The organism is Streptomyces sp. NPDC007917, from assembly GCF_042959105.1.
GTDB lineage: Bacteria > Actinomycetota > Actinomycetes > Streptomycetales > Streptomycetaceae > Streptomyces.
The window spans coordinates 361,808-384,173 of the sequence record NZ_JBIBKK010000002.1; the positions used below are offsets into that span (position 1 = coordinate 361,808).

Below are 22,366 nucleotides of genomic sequence, written 5' to 3' on the forward strand. Positions count from 1 at the left end.
GTCACACGAAGGAGGTGTCCGCCAGGATGCGTTCCAGGGACCGCTGACCCATCCGGCTCATGGTCGGGTTGCTTTCGAGGTAGTACCAGACCAGCCCCATCGCTTGCTCAAAAGCCCACGCCTTGCCCCGCTCCCATTCAAGGTCGTCGCAACCGAGGCGATCGCGGAGCACCTTCCTCGGCCCGGCTTCGAGCAGATGCCACGCGCTCACCAGGTCCAGAGAAGGGTCGGCCGGCGCGAAGCCGCCAACGTCAAGAACCCCCGCCAGCCGGCCACCGGACACGAGCACGTTGCCGGGAATCAGATCGCTGTGGGACATCACGTCCTCAGCCGCACCTCGCGGCAGATCGCGCAAAGTCGTCCAGATACGGCGAAGCCGGCGAACATCCAGGAGGTGCTCGCTGTGCCCGAAACAGGTTTCCATCCACCCGTCATGGGACCGCAGGTCGCCTCCTCGACCTCCGCCGGCAAACGTGCGGCCACGTGTGTCGATGGCGCGTAGGTCGCTGATGAGATCGGCCAGGTCGTGGCCGAACGCGACCGATTCACCGGGGTCCTCGTCGACGGCCACGACCCCGGGCAGCCATGTCTGCACCGACCAGGGAAGCGGGTAACCTTCCCCGGGTTCACCGAGCGCAACCGGCTCGGGCGTGCGGAACCGCGTCCGGCCTGCCAGCTCACGGGCCGCTTCCGCTTCGGACTCCAGCCAGCGTCGCGTCGACTCCGCATCTGCGGACTTGAGGGGGAAACGGGCGGTGAACCGATCGCCGATGCGGAAAATGGCGTTGACCGTACCCTGGGCAGCGATGCTTCTGACCGGCAGAGCCCGCCACTCGGGGAACTGCTGATCTACCAAGGCGCGCACCGTCTCAGGTGTCACTGTCAGCTGGTTGGTGTGCATCTTCACCGTGGAAGCATCCGCGTCACCATCTTCGACCGCAACCCGGTTTCGAGCGTGCGGCATCGTGGCCGAACTGCTCGTGGCAGCGGTGTGCCTCGTCCGGTTCCAGCTTTCAGTCGTCCGGGTGGGCGAGGCCCAGGTGGTCACGGAGGGTCAGGCCCTCGTACTCGGTGCGGAAGACGCCCTCTTCCTGGAGCAGCGGGACGACCTTGTCGGCGAAGACGTCCAGGCCGCCGGGGGTGATGTGCGGGACGAGGATGAAGCCGTCGGCGGCGTCGGCCTGGACGAAGTCGTTGATGGTCTTCGCGACGGTGGCCGGGGAGCCGACGAAGTTCTGCCGGTTGCCGGTCTCGATGACGAGGTCGCGGATGGACCAGTTGTTGGCGGTGGCGAGCTCCCGCCAGGCGCGGGCGGTGGCCAGCGGATCGCGGTACATGCGCACCTGCGCCCGGCCGCGGGCGATGTGGTGTTCGCCGGGCTCCGGGTCGATGTCGGGGAGCGGGCCGTCGGGGTCGTAGGAGGACAGGTCCCGGTTCCAGACGAATTCCAGGTGCTTGATGGCCGTGGCCCCGCTGACCTGTTGGCGGCGCACCTCCTTGGCCAGTTCCTCGGCCTCGGCGTCGGTGTCGCCGAGCACGAAGGTCGCGGCGGGAAGGATCAGCAGCTGGTCGGGGTGGCGGCCGTATGCGGCCAGCCGGTTCTTGACGTCGGTGTAGAAGGCCTGGCCCTCCTTCAGGGTGGCGTACCGGCTGAAGATCGCGTCGGCGCTCGAAGCGGCGAACTCGCGGCCCTCGTCGGAGTCGCCCGCCTGGAAGACGACCGGGCGGCCCTGCGGGGAGCGCGGGACGTTGAACTGGCCGTGGATGTCGAAGTGCCGGCCGGTGTGGACGAAGGCCCCGGCCTTCGCGTCGCGCAGGAAGGTGCCGGTGGCCTGGTCGGCGAGGATCTCGTCACCGCGCCAGGAGTCGAAGAGCTCGCCCGCGGTGGCCAGGAACTCCTTCGCGCGCGAGTAGCGCTCGTCCTGCGGGAGGAAGCCGCCACGGCGGAAGTTCTCGCCGGTGAAGGCGTCCCAGGAGGTGACCACGTTCCACGCGGAGCGGCCGTCCGAGAGGTGGTCGAGGCTCGCGAACTGGCGGGCCACCTCGTAGGGCTCGTTGAAGGTGGAGTTGATGGTGCCCGTCAGGCCGAGACGCTCGGTGACGGCGGCCAGCGCGGCGAGGACGGTGAAGGTGTCGGGGCGGCCCACGACGTCCAAGTCGTAGATCTTTCCGTCCTGTTCGCGCAGTCGCAGGCCCTCGGCGAGGAACAGGAAGTCGAACTTGGCGCGTTCGGCGGTGCGCGCGAAGTGCACGAAGGAGCTGAACTCGATGTGGCTGCCGGCCTCGGGGTCGCTCCACACGGTGGTGTTGTTGACGCCGGGGAAGTGGGCTGCCAGATGGATCTGCTTCAGCGGCTTGCTCATGGTCTTAACGTCTCCTTCGGCTCAGACGGCGGCGTAGCGGTTGGCGGGGCGGGCCAGGCCCAGCAGTCCGCGCAGGGTGTCGGCCTCGTAGGCGCGGCGGAAGGCGCCCCGGCGCTGGAGTTCGGGGACCAGGCCGCCGGTGATCGCCGCGAGGTCGTGGCCGAGGACGGCGGGGCGCAGCCGGAACCCGCTCAGTCCGGCCGACCGCCACTCCTCGAGCAGGTCGGCGAGTTGGGCCGGGGTGCCGGTGAAGATGCGGGCGTCGCTGGTGTACGGGGATCCGGCGAGGGCGTCGAGGCGTTCGCGTCGGGCGGTCGCGGCGGCCGGGTCGTCGTCAAGGAAGACCACCAGGTCACCGAAGATGTGCAGGGGCTGGTCGGCGCGGCCTGCCGCTTCCTGCTCGGCGCGGATCTCCGCGACGATCGCGCGGGCCTGGCCGGCGTCGTGCGGGGTGACGTAGCCGATGTCGGCCTGGCGGGCCACCAGCCGGTACGGGACGGTCCAGTGGGCGAGGGCGCTGACGACGGGCTGGCCCTGCGGCGGGCGGGGGGTGATGGACGGGCCCTTCACGCTGAAGTGGCTGCCCTCGAAGTCGATGTAGTGCAGCTTGTCGCGGTCGATGAAGCGGCCGGTGGCGGCGTCCCGGATCTCCGCGTCGTCCTCCCAGCTGTCCCAGAGACGGCGCACGACCTCCACGTAGTCGGCGGCCTCGTCGAAGAGGCCGGCCACCACCTCCTGCGCGGCCGGGCTCTCATAGCCGTCGATGTGGGGGATGGTGCGGCGGCCGAAGTGGGCGGCCTCGTTCGGGCGCGCGGTGATCTGTGCCCGCAGGCCCGCCCGGCCGGTGCTGACATGGTCGAGGGTGGCGATGGCCTTGGAGATGTGGAACGGCTCGGTATGGGTGACCACCGTGGTCGGGACCAGGCCTATGTGCCGCGTCAGCGGGGCGACGCGGGCCGCGAGGAGGACGGCGTCCAGGCGGCCGCGGACCTGGTCGGTGCGACCGTCCGGGTCGAGGAAGTGGGAGGACTGCAGGCCGAGGCCGTCCTCGAAGGTCACGAAATCGAGCAGGCCGCGCTCGGCTTCGGCGACCAGATCGACCCAGTACCGGGCGGTGAACAGGTCCCGGGGGCGGGCCACCGGCTCGCGCCAGGAGGCGGGGTGCCAGCCGGTGCCGTCGAGGGCGACGGCGAGGTGCAGCGGAGAGGAGGGTGCCTGGGACACGAGTGGGTGCCTTCCTTTGAGGTCCGTACGACGTCGCCGGCCCTCATGTGAAGAGCGGAGGGCACGGCGGCGGGCGAGCGCGACGGGAGGGGGTCCCCGGCCGGAGGCGGGGGTGCGTCAGGCGCGACAGAGCGCGCCGGCCACGCGCCGCAGATCGATGTGCGGCCGGGAGTAGAGGCGGATGCGGCGGCGCGGGTTCAGGGCACGGCAGTGGCGGTGGAGCTGGTGTCGCATGGTGCCGCACCTCCGTCCGTCGCGCCGTGCCGCGCACCTCGTCGTGACTCATAACAGCCCCGCTTCGCGGTCTGTTCCCGGCCTGCGCATCTGAGTATCGGTCGCCCGGCGACGGACGGTTGGGGATCAGGAGTCGGTGGACAGGGGTGCCGGCCGGGGATTCGTCCAGGCCTCGGGGTCCTCGGCAAGGACCAGGACCTCATCGGGCAACGTGGCGGTGGCCACGTCGGCCAGCGTGACCTCGCCCAGAATCTTGCGGACATTGGCGCGCACCGCGACCCACAGCGGCAGCAGCGACTGAGCGGGACCGGTGTAGGAAAGCTGGGGCGGACGCACGCCCCGCACCGACACCAGCGGTCCGTCGGCCACGCGGATCACATCGGCGATGGCAATCTCGTCCGCCGGGCGGGCCAGCCGGTAGCCGCCGTTCCCACCGCGCCGGCTGGTCACCAGCCCGCCCCGGCGCAAGTCGCCCAGGATGCCTTCCAGGAACTTGTGCGGAATGCCCTGCGCCGCCGCGATCGCCTCGGCTTTGAGCGAGGTGTCGTGTCCTGCCGCCGCAAGCTCCAGCGCCGCTCGCACCGCATAGTCCGCCCTCGCCGAGATCTGCATGCCGAGATTATCCGCCACTGTCACGCCCACCCCGTCACCGGCTGCGCACGCCGTCAGGAGGGGATGGTGAACGGAGGGTGCGCACCATTGAGGAAATAGTCCCCGACCTCGCGGAGTCTGTCGGCGACGGGCGCGCGCAGGGTGTGCGTCCGGGCGTTGCGCCAGAAGCGGTCGAACCCATGCCGCAGAAAGGCGGCACGCGCGCCGATGACGTCCAGGGCACGTGCGGTGATCTCCTGCACGGCCCGGGAGGCGGCGGACTCGGCCACACCCGCGAGTACGGTGATCTCCGCACACTCGTCGTCGTCGAGGTCTTCGCCCCGTGCGAAGCCACGTCCCAGCGCCTCGACCGCCTGGTCGGCGAGCGCGGAGGCGGAGCGTGCGGCGACGGTCAGTTCCCCGTACAGGCTCAGCACGTACGGGTCCCGCGAGGCGCTGCCCGGCCAGGGCGGTTGCGCGGAGGGCTGCCAGGAAGAGTTCACCACCCTGCTGTACTCGCGGACTTCGGCAAGCAGCCCCTCGGCGACGCCGAGACAGAACTGCACGGACACCAGGCGTGCGGTCGGTGCGGCCAGGCCGGCGAAGGGGGGCAGCACGCCCTCGTCCGAGGAGAGGGAGCCGAACACGTCGTCGGCCGCGACCGGCACGGAGTCGAACTCGACACTGCCGCCGGCCGCCAGGCGCTGGCCGAAGGTGGCCTCGTCGTCGACGTACACGACGCCGGGGTGGGCGGGGTCGACGAGGACAGCCAGGGGATCACCGGTACCGGGCCGAGTGGCACGGACGACCAGCCGATCGGCGATTCCGGCTCCGGTGACACAGCTCTGCCGGCCGTCCAGCACATAGCCATGTGCGGTGGGGGTCAGTCCGGGAGGCGATTCGCAGGGAACGAGACCACCTCCCCAGCACCACTGCCCCGCCGCGGACTCCTGCTCGACGCGTGTGGCGAGGGCGGGAGGGGCGAAGAACCGGGCGCTGGAGGACAGGAAGTAGTGGCAGCCGAGGAGGTAGCCGATCGCGCCGTCGGCCGCTGAGATCGTCCGGACGACCGCGTAGGCCGTACGCCAGTCAGCGCCTGCGGCGTCCCCCGCACCTCCCGCGTCGCCTGCGTCGTGTCCGGTCGGTGCCAGCAAGGTGAGCAGCCCTGCCTCGCGCAGCCGCGCGACCTCGTCGAGCGGTGTTTTCCCGGCCTGCTCACGCTCGACCGCGTCCGTGGCCAGGTCGTCCGCGATCTCCCGGGCTGTGCGCAGCCAGTGCGCGTGTCCGGCTTCGGCGTCGATCGCCTCACCCACCATCGTCACGCCCGCACCCGCCTCATGGAACAGCGCGCGCCGGTGAGCGAGAAACCGGGAGGAGCGGCCAGGGCAGGTAGTTCGGTGGTCATGGGGGTCTTCCTTGCGGAGCCGAGGAGAAGGGTGCCGGACGGCCCGACCGGCTCTGGGGCACGGCACGGGCATGGCAGCGGCACCGGAGAACCCGCCGCGGGTGGTGCCCGGCGAGGTGACGTGAGGAGAGGAGCGGCGCGCGGTGACGCGTCAGCCGTTGTCCCGCATGCGACAGCACGCGGCGCCGGCGACGCGGCGGAAGTCGACATGCCGACGGCGAACGAGGCGCTGCTGCGTGAAGGACATGGAGACATGCTCACTCGCCCGGCGAGCGACGTCAACGTTTCCCTATCAATTCGATAGGAAAACTGGGGAAACTGCCGCGCCTTGGCCGATTCTCATGCCGGGGCGGCGAGTCCCCATGCCCTTGACATCCGCCGGGGCGGACGACGTACGTTGAACTGGCAAGTCCCTGACGTGGAGGTCTTTGATGCACGTACCTGGCGCGGCACCCAAGGGTGCGTGCACTGGTGCGCGGCTGATCACCCGGCGGCACGTCGACTACTGCCGCACCTCCTCCGCCGTCTGTCCTTCCGTACACGCCTGAACCCCTGCCGGCCCGTCCCGCCGGCCGTCTCGTCGTGGCCCTGTGGCCGCGAGTTCTCGTGTTTCCCGGAAGGAACTCCCCTTGCCCGGCCCCTCCCTGCACCTCGCCGTCGAGATCGACGGCGACGGCGCCCACCCCGCGGCCTGGCGCCGCGCCGCCCACTCGCCCGACCAGTTGCTCACCCCGCGCCGCGTGGCCCAGGTCGCCGCCATCGCCGAGAACGCCGGGTTCACCCTGATCACCCTGGATGACGGCGTACTGCCGCCCGGCGCCTCACCAAACCCCGTGGGCCGTATCGGCGCGGTCGAGCGGGCGGCCTTCGTCGCGGCGTCCACCAGCACCGTCGGGATCGCGCCCGTCGTCCCGGTCACCTATGCCGAACCCTTCCATGTCTCCGGCCAGTTGGCGTCCCTGGACCACATCTCCGCCGGCCGCGCCGGGTGGGTGGTGACGGAGGAGGAGCGTCCCGAGGCGGCCCGCGCCTGGGGACGCCCCCTGGTCGCCGACGCCGCCGCGCGGGCACGGGAGTCCCGGGACGGCGTGGAGGTGGCCCGCGCCCTGTGGGACTCGTGGGAGGACGACGCGGTCATCCGGTCCGTGGCCACCAGCCGCTACCTCGACCGCGAACGGCTCCACTACATCGACTTCACCGGGGAGACCTACGCCGTCAAGGGCCCGGCGATCGTCCCGCGCCCGCCCCAGGGTCAGCTCGTCGTCCTGGGGCGGCCGGGCCGGGTGCCCGCCGCACAACTCGACGTCGCCCTCGTCCAGGGCCGCGACCTCTCGTCGGTGGCCACGGCCGCCGCTGCCGCCGCTACGCCCCGCGTGTTCGCCGAGGTCGAGGTGGCGCTGGACACGCCGGACGCCACCGGCGCCGAGCGCGTCGCCGACCTGGAACGGCACGCGCCGTGGACCGACCGGCGGCGGCTGCGGCACATCGGATCGGCCAGTCAACTTTCGGCGCTGCTCGCTGAGTTGAGCCGTTCCGTCGATGGCGTACGGCTGCATCCGCTGGTGCTGGACGAGGACTTGCCCGTCCTTACCCGCCTCGTGCTGCCGGCCCTGTCCGAGCGGCGCCTCGTCGCCCGTCCGCTGCCCGGTACGTCCCTGCGCTCGGCCCTTGGTCTGGAGCGCCCCGCCAACCGTTTCACCGCCGCGGCCGTTCAGGAGGACCCCCGATGACCCGCACCGACCCCCTCGACGTCCCCCGGCCACACGCCCGGCTCCACTTCGGCGTGTTCTTCCAGGGCGTCAACCACTGGACCATCTGGTCCTCCCCCGACAGCGGCTCCCAGATCGACCCCGCCTCCTTCCGCCGGGTCGCGCAGACCGCCGAACGGGGCCTGTTCGACGCGTTCTTCCTCGGCGAGGGGCTGCGGCTGCGCGAGGTCGACGGCAGGATCCACGACCTCGACGTGGCCGGGCGGCCGGACGCCATCACCCAACTGGCCGCGCTGGCGGCGGTCACCCGACGGATCGGCCTGGTCTCCACCTCCAACTCCACCTTCAACGAGCCCGCCGATCTCGCCCGCCGCCTGTCCGGACTCGATCTCCTCTCCGAAGGCCGCGCCGGCTGGAACGTGGTGACCACGGACAACGCCTGGACCGGAGCGAACTTCCGCCGAGGCGGCTACCTCGACCACGCCGACCGCTACCGACGCGCCGAGGAGTTCCTCACGGTGGCCCGCGCGCTCTGGGACGGCTGGGAGGACGGAGCCGTCGCCGGCTCCGCAGGCGCGCCCGCCTGGTCGGCGCCCGGTGCCGTACGCCACGTACGCCACCGCGGACCGCAGTTCGACGTCGACCTCGCCCCGACCCTGCCGCGCAGCGCCCAGGGCCACCCCGTGATCTTCCAGGCCGGGGACTCCGGTGAGGGGCGCGACTTCGCCGCCCGCAACGCCGACGTGATCTTCTCCGCGCACGGCAATGACTTCGACGACGCGCTGGCCTTCGCCGAGGACATCAGGCGTCGGCTGCGGGTGGTCGGGCGGCCCGACGACGACCTGCGGATCCTGCCCGGCACCGAGATCATCCTCGGCGCCACCGAGGAGGAGGCCCAGGAGAAGAAGCGCTGGATCCGCCTGCAACAGGTCACCCCCGCCACCGCCTTGGGGATCGCCGGGCTGCTGTGGGGCATCGACCTCTCGGACCGCGACGCCGACGGGCCGCTGCCGAAGGAGGACCCGGTCGTCACCGAGAACGACGGCTCCTTCGGTGCCCGGCGCATCGCCGACCCGCGCGCGGTCGTGGCCGAATGGCGCGCCAAGGCGGAGGCACACGGCTGGTCGCTGCGCGAGACCGTCATCGCGCTCGGCCCGCAGCGCGGGCACGTCGGCACCCCGTCCGGCCTGGCCGACAAGTTCGCCCACTTCGTGCGGCACGGCGCGATCGACGGCTTCAACGTCACGCCGTACCTCATCCCCGACGGCCTCGACGACATCGTCGACCTGCTCGTCCCGGAGCTGCAGGAACGCGGGGTCTACCGCACCGAGTACACCGGCACGACGCTGCGCGAACACCTGGGCCTGCGCGAACCCCTCACCCATCGGTCCGCGCCACCCGACCGACGCCAGGCGGGCTGACCGCCTCGGCGACGACGACAACCACCGGGAGTACACCCGCGAACTGCTCGCGGCGATCCCGGGCGGTCGTGTCACCGGGCGTGGCGGGCGCCGCGCGACGCGGGCGTAGGACCGCCGGCGGCAACGGCGTTCCGGTGGCCGGGCGGCGGCGTGGCAGGTGCCCGAAGTACCCTCACCTGGCGACCGAGCAGCCGGGGAGGAAGGGATCCGTCTGTGGATCTGGGCATTGTCGGGCAGGCGATCGGGCTGTTCGCCGTCACCAACGTCGACGACATCCTGGTCCTGTCCCTGTTCTTCGCCCAGGGCGCGGGACGCCCCGGCTCCGCCCGGCGCATCGTGCTGGGCCAGTACCTCGGCTTCGCCGCGATCCTCGCCGTTGCCGTGGCCGCCGCGTTCGGCGCCACGTTCCTCCCCGAGTCCGCGATCCCCTACCTCGGCCTGCTGCCCCTCGCGCTCGGCCTGAAAGCGGCCTGGCAGGCGTGGCAGCGCCGCGACGCGCCACACGCCCCGTCATCGCCAGGGCGCTCAGCCAGTGGGGCCATGTCCTGCTGCCGCTGGTCCTGACCGCCCTCGGCCTGCTCATCCTGGTCGAAGGCGGCGCCTTCGGCCTGTAGCACCGGCGGGGTCCCGGCATGTGAGCGCCCCTGCCCTGCGCAACTTTTCGGACTTTCCCCTCCCCCGGCGCCCGGATACGGCCTCGTCATGGCACAGCACCCCTATACTTCTACACACGTGTAGAGGAAGCGGGATTTCCTCTCGGGGCCCGCGGGACCTCGCACCACGCAGAACAGAACATCTACGAAGGAGTGAACGCCGCGATGGTGTTCAAGCGACTGCTCGGCTCGCTCGGTGTCGGCGGCCCCACCGTGGACACGGTCCTGGAGGGCGGGCCGGTGCGTCCCGGTGGCTCACTGAGCGGGCAGGTCCACCTCGAGGGCGGGTCCTCGGACTTCGACATCGAGCAGATCACCCTGGAACTGGTGGCCCGGGTCGAGGCCGAACACGAGGACGGGGAGCACGAGGGCGTCGTCGCCTTTGACCGCTTCACGGTCGGCGGCGGGTTCCGCCTCGCCGAAGGCGAGCACCTGAGCGTGCCGTTCTCCGTCCACATCCCGTGGGAGACGCCCGTCACCGAGCTGTACGGACAGCCCCTGGGCATCGTCATGGGCGTCCGCACCGAGCTCGCGGTGAAGGGCGCCAAGGACAAGGGCGACCTGGACCCGCTTACCGTGGGCCCGCTGCCCGCGCAGGAGGCGGTCCTGGAGGCGTTCGGGCAGCTCGGCTTCGGCTTCAAGTCGGCCGATCTGGAGCTGGGTCACATCAACGGCACCGGGCAGACGCTGCCGTTCTACCAGGAGATCGAGCTCACCCCCGCCCCGCAGTACGCCCACGCGGTCAACGAGATCGAGGTCACCTTCCTCGCCCACCCCGGCGGCATGGAGGTCGTCCTGGAGGCCGACAAGCGCGGCGGGCTCTTCTCCGGCGGCCACGACGCCCTCAACCGCTTCACCGTCAGCCACGACGGAGTCGAGCACCGCGACTGGAACGCGGAGGTCGACGCCTGGGTCCGGCAGCTGGTCGACAACCACGCGTCACCCGGCCATCAGGGCGCGCCCTACGGACAGGGTTACGGCCACCACGACGGGTACGGTCACCACGACGGCCACCACCGCTCCGGCCCCAGCACCGGCGCCGTGGTCGCGGGCGTCGCCGCCGGAGTCGCGGTCGGCGTCGTCGGCGGCATCGTCGCGGCCGAGGTCGTCGACGAGATCGGTGACGCCTTCGAGGACGAAGAGGAAGACTGAACCGACGGCCGGACCTGTACGGTGCGTCGACCGACGCAGGCCGGGGAGATCTCCGTCGGCAGCTCTCTACATACCTGTAGATTCTGTTTCTCCTCAACATGGCGGGCAGTACGGGCAAGGAGACACAGATGGCGCTGTGGGACCGCATCAAGGATTCGGCCCAGGCGATGCAGGCGCAGCTCACGGCGAAGAAGAACGAGTTGCAGAGCGGGGCGTTCCGGGACGCGAGCATGGCCATGTGCGCCCTGGTGGCGGCGGCGGACGGCACGATCGACCCGTCCGAGCGAGACCGCGTCGCCCGGCTCATCGCCACCAATGACGTGCTTCAGCACTTCCCGCCGGAGGACCTGCACCGCCGCTTCGAGGAGCACCTCGACAAGCTCACCGAGGACTTCCCCCTCGGCAAGGTGAGCGCCATGCGGGAGATCGGCAAGGCGAAGAAGAAGCCGGCGGAGGCGCGAGCCGTCATCCAGATCGGCATCGTCATCGGATGTGCCGACGGCCACTTCGACGACAACGAGCGCGGCGTCGTCCGCGAGGCCTGTTCAGCCCTGGACATTCCTCCGGCCGAGTTCGACCTGCACCGCGCTCTCCGCGTTCCCCGCGGACGCCGATCCGTGGACGAGCTCCCACAGGTGGCCGGCGACCGGTTGTCACCGCGAGCGGACTCCGGTACGGAACAGGCAGTACGCCGCGAGCCCGCCATACCCGACGACGACCTTCAGGTCTTCCTCAAGGCGCTGGCCAGCAGGACGCGTCAGAAGCTCTTCTCACACTTCGCCGGCGGGCAGGAGCTGACCGTCGGCGAGGTGGCCGAGCGCGCCGGACTCGGCCCGTCGACCACCTCCGAGCACCTCGCCGTCCTCCGGCGCGGAGGGCTGCTCCACTCAACGCGCTCCGGCAAACTGGTCCGCTACCGCGCCGACGAGGAGGGCATCATCGAACTGCTCGGACAGCTCCATTCCTACCTCCTCACCCCACCGGATCCGCAGGACACTCGCTGATCAGCCGATCAGAGCCTCGGTGATCTGGCGGGTGGTCTGCGCGGCGACCCGCGGGTTGACGGCGGCGTAGGAGGTGTAGGCGTTCAGCCCGGTGGCCAGGGCCCAGCCACGGCCCCGGGTCCAGGTGGCGTCGTCGACGCCGAGCGCGGCGCGGAACGCGGCCCGGCTCCGGGCGGACATCAGGGTGAAGGCGATGGTCAGGTCGCAGGCCGGGTCGCCGATGCCGAGCCCGCCGAAGTCGATGACCGCGCTGAGGCGGCCGTCGACGGTCAGCAGGTTGCCGGTGTGGAAGTCGCCGTGGAACCAGACCGGAGGGCGGTCCCATCCGGGGGCGCTCAGCGCCGCGTCCCACAGCTCGGTCATGGCCGCGGTGTCGAACGTACCGTCGACCTCCGCGATGGCGGCCCGCGTCGCGCGGTCCCGGTCGGCCAGCGGCCGACCGGTGAGATCCTCGCGGGCTTCCTCGACCGGGAATTCCCCGGGCACGAATTCCTGGAGGGCGGTGAGGAACTCCGCCAGTTGGACGGCAGCCCGGGACGAGTCGGCCAGGGCCTCGGCAGTCGCCACCTCGCCCTCCAGCCAGCGGGACACCGCCCACGGCCACGGATAGCCGAAGTCGGGCTCGCCCACCCCCACCGGTGCCGGGATGGCCAACGGCAGGTGCGGGGCGAGCCGGGGAAGCCACTCGGACTCCTTCACGGCCTGCCCGATGGCCCCCGCATGGCGGGGCAGCCGGACGGACAGGTCCTCGCCCAGCCGGTAGATCACATGGTCCGAACCGGCCGGGTCGAGCAGCTGGAGAGGCAGCCCGGCCCACTGCGGGAACTGCGTGTCGACCAGGCGCCTGGCCAGGGCGGCATCGATCGCGGGGCGGGGGTCCGCGGTTCTCCCGGTTGCCAAGAGCAGCTCCTGCGGTGGGCCCGCTCCGTGCGGCGGGCAGTCGGAGCCATCACAGTGCCCCATGGACTCGTCTGTCGACCGGTTTTCCCGACTGGCCCTCCTCCGCTCCGTGGACCCCACGCGTCTGCGGCGGCCCCGCCTGCGGTGATCTTCAGGGCGGCGACCCAGATGAAGACCTGGCCGTGAGGCCGGCGGCGACGCCCAGCGCGAGGTGGCGCATCGGGCGAGGTTGCCCAGGCCGTAGGCAGCCGTCAGGACGGCGGCCGTGGCGGCGTTGATGTCCAGGACCGCGGTCATGTGGACGGCGGTACGACGGCGACGACCGCGCCGCCGTCGGCCGTGCGGGCCGGCGCGGCGGCCAGGACGTAGCGAGCCGGCGCTCCCCGGCGGGGCGTCCCCTCGGGGGTCTCTCCGAGCTCCGTGTCCGTGCCGGTCATGGCACACGGGTCCGTGGGGTGCGGCCGTGCGGGACGGCAGGGGCGGTGGTGGTCATGAGGAGGCGTCGAGGTCGAGGCCGTCCAGCACGCTGACGAGCCGGTCGCGGGCGTCGGGGGCGATGCCGTGCAGCGGCAGGGGGAGATTCGTCTCGGAGGCGAGGCCCAGGTGGGCGGCGGCGGAGGACATCACGCGCAGGCTGCCGTGCCGGCGGAACAGCTCCCACAGCGGTTCCAGCCGCTCGGACAGGGCCGTGGCCCGCACGGCGTCGCCGCCCTGGGCGGCACGGGTGAGGGCGAGCGCGGTACGGGGGAACAGCCCGCCGAGGACCGAGTACCACGCCTGGCACCCGGCGGTCAGCCCGGTGGCGGCCGCCCAGTCCCCGCTCACCCCGATGCTGACGGTGTCCGGGACCAGCGCCCGCAGCGCCTGAACACGCTCCCGCGCGGCGACCGCCTCGTCAGGCACGGGCGGTATCTTGATGGCGGCGACCTGGGGCAACTCGGCGATGCGGGCGTGGAGTTCATCGGTAAAGCGCACATGGGTGGTGCCCGGGTTGTCGTACACGCACAGCGGGACGGACAGTTCCCGGGTGACGTCCTCGTACAGTCCGAACACCTCGTCCTCGGTGAGCGGCTGATACGTCATCGGGGCCAGCAGCACCGCCGACGCTCCCGCCTCCTGGGCATCCTGGGCCAGCGCGAGGACCTGCGAGGTCCGCAGCGCGCCGATGCCGACCATGACGGGGGTCCCTTCGGCGGCCTCGACGGCGATCCGTGCCGCCCGGGCGCGCTGCTCGCGGGAGAGGTAGGCGTAGCTTCCGGTGGAGCCGAGCGCACCGATCGAGTCCACCCCCGCGGAAGCGAGGCGCGAGACAAGCCGGGCGTATGCCCGCTCGTCGACGCCCGACTCGCTGGTGGGGGTCAGGGGGAAGGCGCTGAGGCCGGTGAACATGGCAGGACGTTCCTTTCGCTCAGTGGGGTGGCCCGGCGTGTTCGGCCGGGAGGCGGGCGGCAGTCGTGTTCAGGCGGCGTGCGGGTGGTCGAGGACGGCGGCGAGGTCGGCGGCGAACTCGCGTGCCCGTTGTTCGGTCAGCGTGGCGGTGGTGACCCGCAGCGCCTGGCGGTCGGTCCCTCCCGTGGCGAAGAGGTCGCCGGGCCTGACCAGCCAGCCGCGCCGGGCCAAGGCGTCAACGACCGGCCGCGCCTGTGTGTCCAGGCCGATCCACACGTTCAGCCCGTCGGGCCGGTAGGCGGCCGGTGTGCTGATGCCGCGGGCGTTGATCTCCTTCAGCAGCCGGGCGCTGCGCTCGGCGTAGGCGGTGCGCGCCCGTTCGTGCCGCGCCCGCACCTTCGGGTCGACAAGGAGCTCGCGGGCGGTGTGCTGCAGCAGGTGGCTCACCCACATCGTCCCCGCGCTCAGCCGCGTCTCCAGGCGCCGGGCGGTCTCCTCGTCGGCGGCCACGAGGGCCAGCCGCAGGTCCGGGCCGAGGAACTTCGACACCGAGCGCACCAGGGCCCAGGTGGCCGACCGCGGCGGTGTGATGGGGTGGTACGGCACGGCGGAGACGGCCGAGAAGTGGTCGTCCTCGATGATCAGGAGCTGCGGATGCCCGGCCAGGATCGCGCGCAGTTCCGCGGCCCGCCCGGCGGTCAGGCTGGCACCGGTCGGGTTGTGGGCGCGCGGCGTGCACACCACCGCCCGCGCGCCGCCCTTGAGAGCGGCGCGCAGGGCCTCCGGGCGCATCCCGGCGTGATCGACGGCGACCGGGGCGGTGCGGTAGCCGTTCAACCGCAGCGTGCCGATGGTCCCCAGGAAACACGGGTCCTCGACCGCCACCGCATCCCCACGTGTCAGGTACGTGTTCAGCAGCCGCTCCGTCGCATCCGCCGCACCGCCTGCCACCAGAACCCTGAACGGTCGGCCCGCGATGTCCTCGGCGTATGCGCCGGCCGCCCATTCGGCCAGTTGGGGATCGACCGCCGGCGCGCCGTACAGCGGCTGCCGATACTCACCGCGCCGGGCCGCCGCGAGCAGGTCGGGCAGCAGCTCGGGGTCGGGGTTGCCGCTGGCCAGGTCGGTCAGCCTGCCGCCGAACCCCGCGCCTTCGCGGGCCAGTTGGGGTATCCCGGTCACCATGGTTCCGCCGCGCCCATGCGTCGCGGCCACACCGGCAGCCACCAGCTGCCGGTACGCCGCCGCCACCGTGTTCCGGTTCACCCCCAGCTCGGCCGCCAGTGTCCGCACCGGCGGGAGCAGATCCCGCGGCGCCAGCTCTCCCGACGCGATCAGATCTCGCACACTGCCCACGATCTCCGTCGCCGTCGTCCCGCTGATCGGCACGATCACCACCCCCACCACCCGTGCGATCACTTTGACCTATGCCAAAGGTATGTTTGTCCTAGGACGAAAGGCAAGCCCACAGCACGAGCCCGAGGCAGCTGAACGCGGCACCCAGTGCGCATACAGCACCCCAGCCGGCCACCGTGTAGAGAGAGGTCGCGGCGATGGCGCCGGTGGCACTGCCGATCGAGTAGAAGACCATGTATCCGCCGATCAGCCGGCTGCCCGCGTCCGGGTGCAGCGCGTAGATCAGGGTCTGGTTGGTGACATGGACCGCCTGTACGGCCAGGTCGAGAATGATCACCCCGACGACCAGGGCCCAGAGCGAGCTGCGGGTGAAGGCCAGGGGCAACCACGAGGCGGCGAGCAGCGCCAGGGCGATGCCGGTGGTCCGCCGGGAGAGCCCGCGGTCGTTCAGACGGCCCGCCACGGTCGCGGCCAGGGCGCCGGCCACACCGACCAGCCCCAGCGCCCCGATCGCGCTGTGGGGCAGGAAGTACGGGGCCTCGCTGAGCGGCAGCGCCACGCTGCTCCACAGGGTGCTGAAGGCGGCGAAGACCAGCAGGCCGAACAGGGCCCGGAGCCGCAGCAGTCGTTCCCGCGCGAACAGGGTGACCGTGGAGCGCAGGAGCTGTCCGTAGCGCAGGGTCGTCGGCGGAGCGTCACCACGGCGCGGCAGCACTCGGTACAGGACCAGGGCGAGCAGGGCGCTGAGCGACGCCGAGGCGAGGTAGACGGAGCGCCAGCCCGCGAGATCGGCCATGAGGCCGGACGCGGTACGGGCGAGCAGGATTCCGATGACCACACCGCCGGTGACCAGACCGACGACCCGCCCGCGCCCGGCGGGAGGGGCCAGCGACGCCGCGAAGGCCACCAGCGTCTGTGTGACGACCGCGAGCAGTCCCGTCGCGGCCATGCCCACGAGCAGGATCACCGCCGTGGGGGCGGCGGCCACCACGACCAGCGCCACCACCAGGAGCAGCAACTGGGCCACGATGAGCCGTCTGCGGTCGGCCACATCGCCCAGCGGCACGAGGAAGAAGAGTCCCAGCCCGTATCCGACATGCGTGAGGGTGACCACGCTGCCGACGAGTGCCGGGCTCATGGCGAGGTCGTGGCCCATGGTCACCAGCAGCGGCTGGGAGAAGTAGACGTTGGCCACCGCCGCCCCGCAGGCGACGGCGAACAGGATGACGACGCCACGGGACAGGACGAACGCGGAACCCTCCCCGCTCCGGGCCTCGGTCCGTCGTGTCACAGCCTCACCGTTGCCGGGCATCAGCACTCCCCCACATATCTGGTTTCAACTTGCTACCAACGTGGCGACGGTAGCTTTCTTGGTAGCATGTTGCAACTGTCGTGAGAGTGAGGGACGCCATGGTGACCAGGACGCGCTTCGACGACAGCGAATGCCCCGTCGCCCGGTCGGTGGACGCGATCGGCGACTGGTGGTCCCTGCTGATCGTGCGGGACGCCTTCGACGGAAGCCGGCGCTTCGGGGAGTTCCAGCGCAGCCTCGGCGTGGCGAAGAACATCCTCACAGCGCGCCTGCGCACCCTGGTCGCCGGCGGTGTCCTCGAATCCGTCCCCGCCTCGGACGGCAGCGCCTACCGTGAGTACGTACTGACCCCGAAGGGCAGGGCGCTCTTCCCCGTCATCGTGGCGCTGCGGCAGTGGGGCGAACAGCACTTCTTCGTCCCCGGGGAGCCGCACTCGGAGCTGGTCGACCGCCGACAGGGACATCGCCTGCGCGCACTGGAAGTGCTGTCCGAGGACGGACGACGGCTGGACCCCGACGACACCATCGTCCACAAGGTCTCCGCCCAGTGATCCGAGCCGGAGACCCGGCGCCGAGGCCAGGAGTGTAAAATGCCCATCGAACACTCATCCGGTGGCAGGGCACCTTCCGGGCGCCCGGCGCGTACGGACAGCGAGGAGCGGGGCATGCCGAACCGGACCGCAGGGGGAAGTCACCGGTCGGCACCGGTCCACACGCACCCCGCCGAGGTCTCCCTCCTCACCGCGCTCTCCGCGGTCGCCGATCCCGTACGGATCGAGTTGATCCGGGAGTTGGCCGGCTCGCCGGACTGGACGCGCAGTTGCGGCAGCTTCGACGTACCGGTCGGCAAGGCCGCGAAGAGCCACCACTTCGCGGTCCTGCGCGGCGCCGGACTGGTCGAGCAACGGGACGAGGGGCCCAAGCGGGTCAACCGGCTGCGCCGCGAGGAGTTCGACGCCCGCTTCCCCGGTCTGCTGGACCTGATCCTGAGTGGCGGCACCGCCGAGGCCGCGGATGACCGCGAGGGCGTCGGCTGAGGGCTCTCCCGCACGTCTCCCCCACGTCAGCCCTCTGTCACGTACCGGAACTCCTCGCCCTCGCACACCGTCTCGTCACCCGACCCCGGGACGGGCGTGACATTCGTGGGCGGTGCTGCCTTGGTCGACAAGGTCCTCATACACCGCGACCTTGAACCTGATCAGGTCCAGGGACTCGGTGAGCCTGCCGATCTGGGTGGTGATGTGCTCCTGGTGTTCGCGCATGAGTGTCAGCCGTTCTTCCTCGTTACCGGCGCCTTCTCTGACGAGGTCGGCGTATCGGCGGAGCGCGGGCAGGGGCATGCCTGAGGCGCGGAGAATGATGCAGACGGTCAGCCAGTCCACGTCGTCCTCGCTGTAGACGCGGCGCCCGCCGGGGCCGCGTCGCACGGCGTTGACGAAGAGGCCCTCGCGCTCGTAGAAGCGCAGCGCGTGAACGCTCAAGCCGGTGCGTTCGGCGACCTGCCCGATGCTCAGACTCGTCGTGATCTCAGCCATGCGGGTCAGGGTAACGGGGGTTGATCTAGAGCCGGGTCTAGTTCCTAGGGTGCCTCGTGCGATCGACGCTTCTGTCGCTCTGCGTGATCCGTTGAACTGATAAGGGAGCATCACCATGCGCTATCGCACCCTCGGCAGAACCGGTATCGAGGTCAGTGTCCACTGCCTCGGGACCATGATGTTCCAGGACGGCGGCAACCCCGACCACGACGATTGTGTCCGCATCATCCACGCCGCCCTCGACCAGGGGATCAACTTTGTCGACACCGCCGACATGTACGGACAGGGTGAGTCGGAGGAGATCGTGGGAAAGGCGCTGCGGGGGCGCCGTGACGACGTCGTACTCGCCACCAAGGTCCACTTTCAGATGGGCGAGGGCCGCAACCGGAGTGGCAACTCGCGGCGTTGGATCCTCAAGGCCGTCGAGGACAGCCTCAGGCGCCTGAACACTGACTGGATCGACCTCTACCAGGTCCACTTCCCCGACCACTCCACGGACATCGAGGAGACGCTCTCGGTGCTCAGCGACCTTGTGCGCCAGGGAAAGATCCGGGCCTTCGGGTGCTCGAACTTCCCGGCCGAGGAGATCGCCGAGGCGCACCATGTCTCCGAGCGGCGCGGCCTCGGGCGCTTCCGCACCGCCCAGCCGCCGTACTCGATTCTGGCCCGCGGGATCGAGGCCTCGCTTCTGCCCGCCTTGGAGCGCTACGGAATGGGGGTGCTGGTCTGGAGCCCCCTCGCCTTCGGATTCCTCACCGGCAAGCACCGTAAGGGCCGGCCCATCGACCTGGCGGCCGGCCGCGCCGCGCTCCGCCCGGCGTTCTTCGACCCCGCGATCGCCGAGAACACCGCCAAGCTCGACGCCGTCGAACAGCTCATCGAACTCGCGGCAGGCATCGGCTGTACCCTCCCGCAGCTCGCCGTGGCGTTCACGGTGGCCCACCCGGCCGTCACCTCGGCGATCATCGGGCCACGGACCATGCAGCAACTGGAGGATCTGCTCAAGGGCGCCGCGCTCACCCTGGATGACGCGACCCTCGACCGGATCGACGAGATCGTGCCGCCCGGGGTGAACCGGTACAACCCCACCGCCGCCTTCCCCCCGCGCTCACTGACCGACACCGCCTTGCGGCGCCGCCCGCCCGCCGAGCGCGCCGCGGCCTGAGGCCGGCGGCTGCCCTCCCGTCAGGTTCTGGGGCGAGAGGTCCTTGATGGCCTGCGCGGCGCGGAGGTGGAGATCCCGCAGGTCGTGCAGGAGGAGGAAACCGGGCTCGGGACGGTGGCCCAGCGCCTCGGCCGCCTTCTCCCCGAGTGCTGACAGCAGACCCGCGGAGCGGGCCCCCTGGGGATCGCCGAGGCTCAGGTCGTGGGTGTGGGCGTGGCGGGTGTCGGCCAGCCGCTGGAGGTGTGCGCGGGACCAGTGGGCGAGGTCGGTGGCGACGTGGTGGACCTCGTGGTCGGCGCGGTGGCGTTCGGCCACGGTGGTGAGTTCCTCCACCAGTTGCTGCTCGCCGTGGTGGACGGCGCCGAGGAAACCCGGCCCGCGTTCGTCCAGCAGCTCCCGTGAGCGGGCGACGATCCGCTCCATCGCGGTGGCCCAGTCGCACTCCACCAGCCGCCCGCCGCGGTTTGCACCCACTGCTGCACCGCCCCCGGGTGGACACCCTCCTCCAGGAAGGTGTCCACCCGGGCGGGCCACGGCTCGTGCCGGCCGTACGGAGTGCGGCTGCCCCAGGGCTGCGCTATCCGATCCACCGAAGCGTCCGTCTCTGCCGGGTCATGGCCCCGGCCCGTGCTCACATGGCGGCCGGAACGATCAGCCGGTGGGTGCCGGGCGGCGCCGGGTACAGCGCGCCGGCCGGGTGCGCTCGGGCGTCATCGGCCGGGGCGGCCCCCACGACCACGACGTTCCAGGGCAGTTCACTCTCGGTCTCGATGACTGTCTCGCCGCCCGAACGCCGGACGGTGAAGACCGCGGCGGCCGCGGAGCCCGACCGGGTGGGGATGGTGGTGACGGTCACGGAGCCGTCGGCCCCGCCGGGGTACACATGGAGGGTCACACCGTCCGCCCAGTCGGATCGCGGGCCGTCGTCCACCGCGCCGAACGGGATCACCGAGCCCGGCCGGGCCAGCAGCGGCAGCGTATGGAAACCATGCCGCTCGCGCCGCCAGCCCGGACCGCTGACCCGCTCACCGGTGATCACATCGGTCCAGATGCCCTCCGGTACGTAGTACTCGACCGTGCCGTCCTCGCTGAAGACGGGGGCCACCAGCAGATCGGCGCCGAGCATGTACTGGCGGTCGAGCGAGTGGGTGCTCGGGTCCTCGGGGAACTCCAGCAGCATGGCCCGCATCACCGGCGTACCGGACTCCTTGGCCTCGACGGCCGCGTGGAAGAGATACGGCATCAGGCGGTGCTTGAGCCGGGTGAAGTCACGGGTGACCTCGACCGCCTCCTCGCCGTAGTCCCACGGCACACGGTAGGACTTGCTGCCGTGCAGCCGGCTGTGCGAGGACAGCAGGCCGAACTGCACCCACCGCTTGAAGACGGCCGGCGGCGGGGTGCCCTCGAAACCGCCGATGTCGTGGCTCCAGAAACCGAAGCCGGACAGGCCGAGCGACAGGCCGCCGCGCAGCGACTCGGCCATCGCCTCGAACGTCGACTCGCAGTCGCCGCCCCAGTGGACCGGCATGCGCTGGCCGCCGGCGGTGGCGGAACGGGCGAAGAGCACCGCCTCGCCCTCGCCGCGCTCCTCGACCAGCAGGTCGAAGACCGTCTCGTTGTAGAGCTGGGTGTAGTAGTTGTGCATCCGCTCCGGGTCCGAGCCGTCGAACCAGACGACGTCTTGGGTCGGCACCCGCTCACCGAAGTCGGTCTTGAAGGCGTCCACTCCCTGGCCGAGGAGGTGTCGCAGCTTGGCGGCGAACCACTCGCGGGCAGCGGGATTGGTGAAGTCCACCATGCCCATCCCGGCCTGCCACTTGTCCCATTGCCAGACGTCTCCGTCCGGCCGCTTCAGCAGGTAGCCGCCCGCCATGCCCTCGGCGAACAGGGGGGATTTCTGCGCGATGTACGGATTGATCCAGACGCAGACGCGCAGCCCCCGCTCCTTCAACCGGGACAGCATCCCCTCGGGGTCCGGGAAGACCGCCGGGTCCCAGACGAAGTCGGACCACTGGTACTCCCGCATCCAGAAGCAGTCGAAGTGGAACACGCTGAGCGGGATGTCCCGCTCGGCCATGCCGTCCACGAACCGGGCCACCGTCTCCTCGTCGTAGGAGGTGGTGAAGGAGGTCGACAGCCACAGCCCGAACGACCAGTCCGGTGGCAGCGCGGGCCGGCCGGTGAGACCCGTGTAGCGGCGCAGAACGTCCTTGGGGGCGGGCCCGGCGATGACGAAGAATTCGAGGGACTGGTCCTCCACACTGAACTGGACCCGGCCGACGCTCTCGGAGCCGATCTCGTAGGAAACCCTGCCGGGGTGATTGACGAACACACCGTAACCACGGTTGCTCAGGTGGAAGGGCACGTTCTTGTAGGCCTGTTCACTGCTGGTGCCGCCGTCGGCCTGCCAGATGTCGACGCTCTGACCGTTCCTGGTGAACGGGGTGAAGCGCTCGCCGAGGCCGTACACGGTCTCCCCGACGCCGAGCGACATCTTCGCCAGCATGTGGTGGCGGTCGTCGGCGTCGGTGACAAAGCCCATGTCGCGGGGGCCGAGCGAGGTGATGACCTCGCCGCCGGAGACGAATTCGAGGGTGCAGGGGCCCTCGGTGCCGGCCTTGAGGGACAGCGCGCCGGACACGAGCTCGACGGTAGAGCCCGCGCGCACGGTCTTCGCCGGCCCGCCGTCCGGGCCGGGGGTGAGCGGGAACTCCGGGGTGCGGGGGCGCCTGCCGCCGTGGTGCCACAGCCGTACGCCGATGACACCTTCGGCGGGTGACCACGCCTCCACCGTCACCATCGGGCCGTTGAGCGTGTCGCCGCGGTGCCGGACACGGGTGACCGGCGCGTAGAGGGTGAAACGGTCGTCGGCGACGTCCACGTCGGCGACGGAGGTGGCATAGCGGGCCGTCACCCCTGGCCGCATCTGCCAGTAGCCGTCGGTGAACTTCAT

At 71.1% G+C, this 22,366-nt stretch carries 22 protein-coding genes and 1 pseudogene; 9 read left to right on the forward strand and 14 right to left on the reverse strand.

What is annotated here, in order from left to right; genetic code table 11:
* Position 1 precedes the first annotated feature (1 nt).
* From ACFZDL_RS04650 to ACFZDL_RS04675, 6 genes are all read right to left on the reverse strand, one after another.
* Positions 2-907, reverse strand: a complete 906-nt coding sequence (locus ACFZDL_RS04650) for an aminoglycoside phosphotransferase family protein (protein ID WP_353591364.1) — start codon at positions 905-907, stop codon at positions 2-4.
* A 106-nt stretch (positions 908-1,013) separates the two neighbouring features.
* Positions 1,014-2,363 carry an NtaA/DmoA family FMN-dependent monooxygenase gene (locus ACFZDL_RS04655; RefSeq protein ID WP_353591365.1) on the reverse strand — a complete coding sequence of 450 codons (1,350 nt, stop codon included), beginning with the start codon at positions 2,361-2,363 and terminating at the stop codon, positions 1,014-1,016.
* A 21-nt stretch (positions 2,364-2,384) separates the two neighbouring features.
* Complete coding sequence (locus tag ACFZDL_RS04660) at positions 2,385-3,587, reverse strand: LLM class flavin-dependent oxidoreductase (protein WP_353591366.1); 1,203 nt, start codon at positions 3,585-3,587, stop codon at positions 2,385-2,387.
* A 117-nt stretch (positions 3,588-3,704) separates the two neighbouring features.
* The gene (locus ACFZDL_RS04665) at positions 3,705-3,821 is read right to left on the reverse strand and encodes a putative leader peptide (protein ID WP_353591367.1); all 117 of its coding nucleotides are present in this window, start codon (positions 3,819-3,821) and stop codon (positions 3,705-3,707) included.
* A gap of 126 nt (positions 3,822-3,947) precedes the next feature.
* Entirely contained in the window at positions 3,948-4,433 is a 486-nt protein-coding gene (locus ACFZDL_RS04670) for an Rrf2 family transcriptional regulator (protein ID WP_353591368.1), read from the reverse strand.
* A gap of 53 nt (positions 4,434-4,486) precedes the next feature.
* Positions 4,487-5,728 (reverse strand): acyl-CoA dehydrogenase family protein, encoded by a 1,242-nt coding sequence (locus ACFZDL_RS04675; protein WP_353591380.1) that lies wholly within the window; start codon positions 5,726-5,728, stop codon positions 4,487-4,489.
* 718 nt (positions 5,729-6,446) lie between these two features.
* Between ACFZDL_RS04675 and ACFZDL_RS04680 the strand changes: the two genes are divergently transcribed.
* The 6 genes and pseudogenes from ACFZDL_RS04680 to ACFZDL_RS04705 all read left to right on the forward strand — a co-directional run bounded on the left by ACFZDL_RS04680 (position 6,447) and on the right by ACFZDL_RS04705 (position 11,756).
* Positions 6,447-7,547: an LLM class flavin-dependent oxidoreductase gene (locus ACFZDL_RS04680; protein WP_391190380.1), complete on the forward strand. Its 1,101-nt coding sequence runs from the start codon at positions 6,447-6,449 to the stop codon at positions 7,545-7,547.
* On the forward strand, positions 7,544-8,947 hold the full coding sequence (locus ACFZDL_RS04685) for an NtaA/DmoA family FMN-dependent monooxygenase (RefSeq protein WP_353591924.1): 1,404 nt from the start codon (positions 7,544-7,546) through the stop codon (positions 8,945-8,947). Before ACFZDL_RS04680 ends, ACFZDL_RS04685 begins: the two co-directional genes overlap by 4 nt.
* A gap of 213 nt (positions 8,948-9,160) precedes the next feature.
* Positions 9,161-9,511, forward strand: coding sequence for a cadmium resistance transporter (locus tag ACFZDL_RS04690; RefSeq protein ID WP_391190382.1), 351 nt, complete (start codon positions 9,161-9,163; stop codon positions 9,509-9,511).
* Positions 9,512-9,765: 254 nt separating this feature from the next.
* The gene (locus ACFZDL_RS04695; RefSeq protein ID WP_353591925.1) at positions 9,766-10,752 is read left to right on the forward strand and encodes a sporulation protein; all 987 of its coding nucleotides are present in this window, start codon (positions 9,766-9,768) and stop codon (positions 10,750-10,752) included.
* A 128-nt stretch (positions 10,753-10,880) separates the two neighbouring features.
* Positions 10,881-11,333: pseudogene (locus ACFZDL_RS04700) on the forward strand (tellurite resistance TerB family protein); the annotation flags it as partial.
* A gap of 54 nt (positions 11,334-11,387) precedes the next feature.
* A complete protein-coding gene (locus ACFZDL_RS04705; RefSeq protein WP_353592142.1) occupies positions 11,388-11,756 on the forward strand; it encodes a metalloregulator ArsR/SmtB family transcription factor in 369 nt (122 codons plus the stop codon).
* Here ACFZDL_RS04705 and ACFZDL_RS04710 read toward each other — a convergent pair whose 3' ends face one another.
* The 5 genes from ACFZDL_RS04710 to ACFZDL_RS04730 all read right to left on the reverse strand — a co-directional run bounded on the left by ACFZDL_RS04710 (position 11,757) and on the right by ACFZDL_RS04730 (position 16,713).
* On the reverse strand, positions 11,757-12,656 hold the full coding sequence (locus ACFZDL_RS04710) for an aminoglycoside phosphotransferase family protein (protein WP_353591926.1): 900 nt from the start codon (positions 12,654-12,656) through the stop codon (positions 11,757-11,759).
* A gap of 293 nt (positions 12,657-12,949) precedes the next feature.
* The gene (locus tag ACFZDL_RS04715) at positions 12,950-13,093 is read right to left on the reverse strand and encodes a hypothetical protein (protein ID WP_353591927.1); all 144 of its coding nucleotides are present in this window, start codon (positions 13,091-13,093) and stop codon (positions 12,950-12,952) included.
* 52 nt (positions 13,094-13,145) lie between these two features.
* Entirely contained in the window at positions 13,146-14,045 is a 900-nt protein-coding gene (locus ACFZDL_RS04720; RefSeq protein WP_353591928.1) for a dihydrodipicolinate synthase family protein, read from the reverse strand.
* Between the two features lie 69 nt (positions 14,046-14,114).
* Positions 14,115-15,464, reverse strand: coding sequence for an aminotransferase class I/II-fold pyridoxal phosphate-dependent enzyme (locus tag ACFZDL_RS04725; protein ID WP_353591929.1), 1,350 nt, complete (start codon positions 15,462-15,464; stop codon positions 14,115-14,117).
* Between the two features lie 28 nt (positions 15,465-15,492).
* Entirely contained in the window at positions 15,493-16,713 is a 1,221-nt protein-coding gene (locus ACFZDL_RS04730; RefSeq protein WP_353591930.1) for an MFS transporter, read from the reverse strand.
* Positions 16,714-16,811: 98 nt separating this feature from the next.
* On the opposite strand from ACFZDL_RS04730, the gene ACFZDL_RS04735 reads away from it, so the two are divergent.
* Positions 16,812-17,264, forward strand: coding sequence for a helix-turn-helix domain-containing protein (locus ACFZDL_RS04735; protein ID WP_353591931.1), 453 nt, complete (start codon positions 16,812-16,814; stop codon positions 17,262-17,264).
* A gap of 114 nt (positions 17,265-17,378) precedes the next feature.
* Positions 17,379-17,750, forward strand: a complete 372-nt coding sequence (locus ACFZDL_RS04740) for a helix-turn-helix transcriptional regulator (protein WP_353591932.1) — start codon at positions 17,379-17,381, stop codon at positions 17,748-17,750.
* Between the two features lie 75 nt (positions 17,751-17,825).
* Here the strand turns inward: ACFZDL_RS04740 and ACFZDL_RS04745 are convergent, their stop codons facing one another.
* Entirely contained in the window at positions 17,826-18,248 is a 423-nt protein-coding gene (locus ACFZDL_RS04745; RefSeq protein ID WP_353591933.1) for a MerR family transcriptional regulator, read from the reverse strand.
* 115 nt (positions 18,249-18,363) lie between these two features.
* Between ACFZDL_RS04745 and ACFZDL_RS04750 the strand changes: the two genes are divergently transcribed.
* Positions 18,364-19,413: an aldo/keto reductase gene (locus tag ACFZDL_RS04750; RefSeq protein ID WP_353591934.1), complete on the forward strand. Its 1,050-nt coding sequence runs from the start codon at positions 18,364-18,366 to the stop codon at positions 19,411-19,413.
* Here ACFZDL_RS04750 and ACFZDL_RS04755 read toward each other — a convergent pair.
* Together ACFZDL_RS04755 and yicI are read right to left on the reverse strand one after the other, a co-directional pair.
* Positions 19,357-19,887 (reverse strand): hypothetical protein, encoded by a 531-nt coding sequence (locus ACFZDL_RS04755; protein WP_391190388.1) that lies wholly within the window; start codon positions 19,885-19,887, stop codon positions 19,357-19,359. The genes ACFZDL_RS04750 and ACFZDL_RS04755 overlap by 57 nt on opposite strands.
* A gap of 157 nt (positions 19,888-20,044) precedes the next feature.
* Positions 20,045-22,366 (reverse strand): alpha-xylosidase, encoded by a 2,322-nt coding sequence (gene yicI, locus ACFZDL_RS04760; protein WP_353591935.1) that lies wholly within the window; start codon positions 22,364-22,366, stop codon positions 20,045-20,047.

What these genes read in the sequence shown, in the direction of transcription:
- ACFZDL_RS04665 (WP_353591367.1), bottom strand. Translation starts at nt 3,821, where the DNA reads ATGCGACACCAGCTCCACCGCCACTGCCGTGCCCTGAACCCGCGCCGC.
- ACFZDL_RS04745 (WP_353591933.1), bottom strand. Translation starts at nt 18,248, where the DNA reads ATGGCTGAGATCACGACGAGTCTGAGCATCGGGCAGGTCGCCGAACGC.
- ACFZDL_RS04655 (WP_353591365.1), bottom strand. Translation starts at nt 2,363, where the DNA reads ATGAGCAAGCCGCTGAAGCAGATCCATCTGGCAGCCCACTTCCCCGGC.
- ACFZDL_RS04740 (WP_353591932.1), top strand. Translation starts at nt 17,379, where the DNA reads ATGCCGAACCGGACCGCAGGGGGAAGTCACCGGTCGGCACCGGTCCAC.
- ACFZDL_RS04675 (WP_353591380.1), bottom strand. Translation starts at nt 5,728, where the DNA reads ATGGTGGGTGAGGCGATCGACGCCGAAGCCGGACACGCGCACTGGCTG.
- ACFZDL_RS04720 (WP_353591928.1), bottom strand. Translation starts at nt 14,045, where the DNA reads ATGTTCACCGGCCTCAGCGCCTTCCCCCTGACCCCCACCAGCGAGTCG.
- ACFZDL_RS04685 (WP_353591924.1), top strand. Translation starts at nt 7,544, where the DNA reads ATGACCCGCACCGACCCCCTCGACGTCCCCCGGCCACACGCCCGGCTC.
- ACFZDL_RS04695 (WP_353591925.1), top strand. Translation starts at nt 9,766, where the DNA reads ATGGTGTTCAAGCGACTGCTCGGCTCGCTCGGTGTCGGCGGCCCCACC.
- ACFZDL_RS04730 (WP_353591930.1), bottom strand. Translation starts at nt 16,713, where the DNA reads ATGCCCGGCAACGGTGAGGCTGTGACACGACGGACCGAGGCCCGGAGC.
- ACFZDL_RS04715 (WP_353591927.1), bottom strand. Translation starts at nt 13,093, where the DNA reads ATGACCGGCACGGACACGGAGCTCGGAGAGACCCCCGAGGGGACGCCC.
- ACFZDL_RS04750 (WP_353591934.1), top strand. Translation starts at nt 18,364, where the DNA reads ATGCGCTATCGCACCCTCGGCAGAACCGGTATCGAGGTCAGTGTCCAC.
- yicI (WP_353591935.1), bottom strand. Translation starts at nt 22,366, where the DNA reads ATGAAGTTCACCGACGGCTACTGGCAGATGCGGCCAGGGGTGACGGCC.
- ACFZDL_RS04735 (WP_353591931.1), top strand. Translation starts at nt 16,812, where the DNA reads ATGGTGACCAGGACGCGCTTCGACGACAGCGAATGCCCCGTCGCCCGG.
- ACFZDL_RS04670 (WP_353591368.1), bottom strand. Translation starts at nt 4,433, where the DNA reads ATGCAGATCTCGGCGAGGGCGGACTATGCGGTGCGAGCGGCGCTGGAG.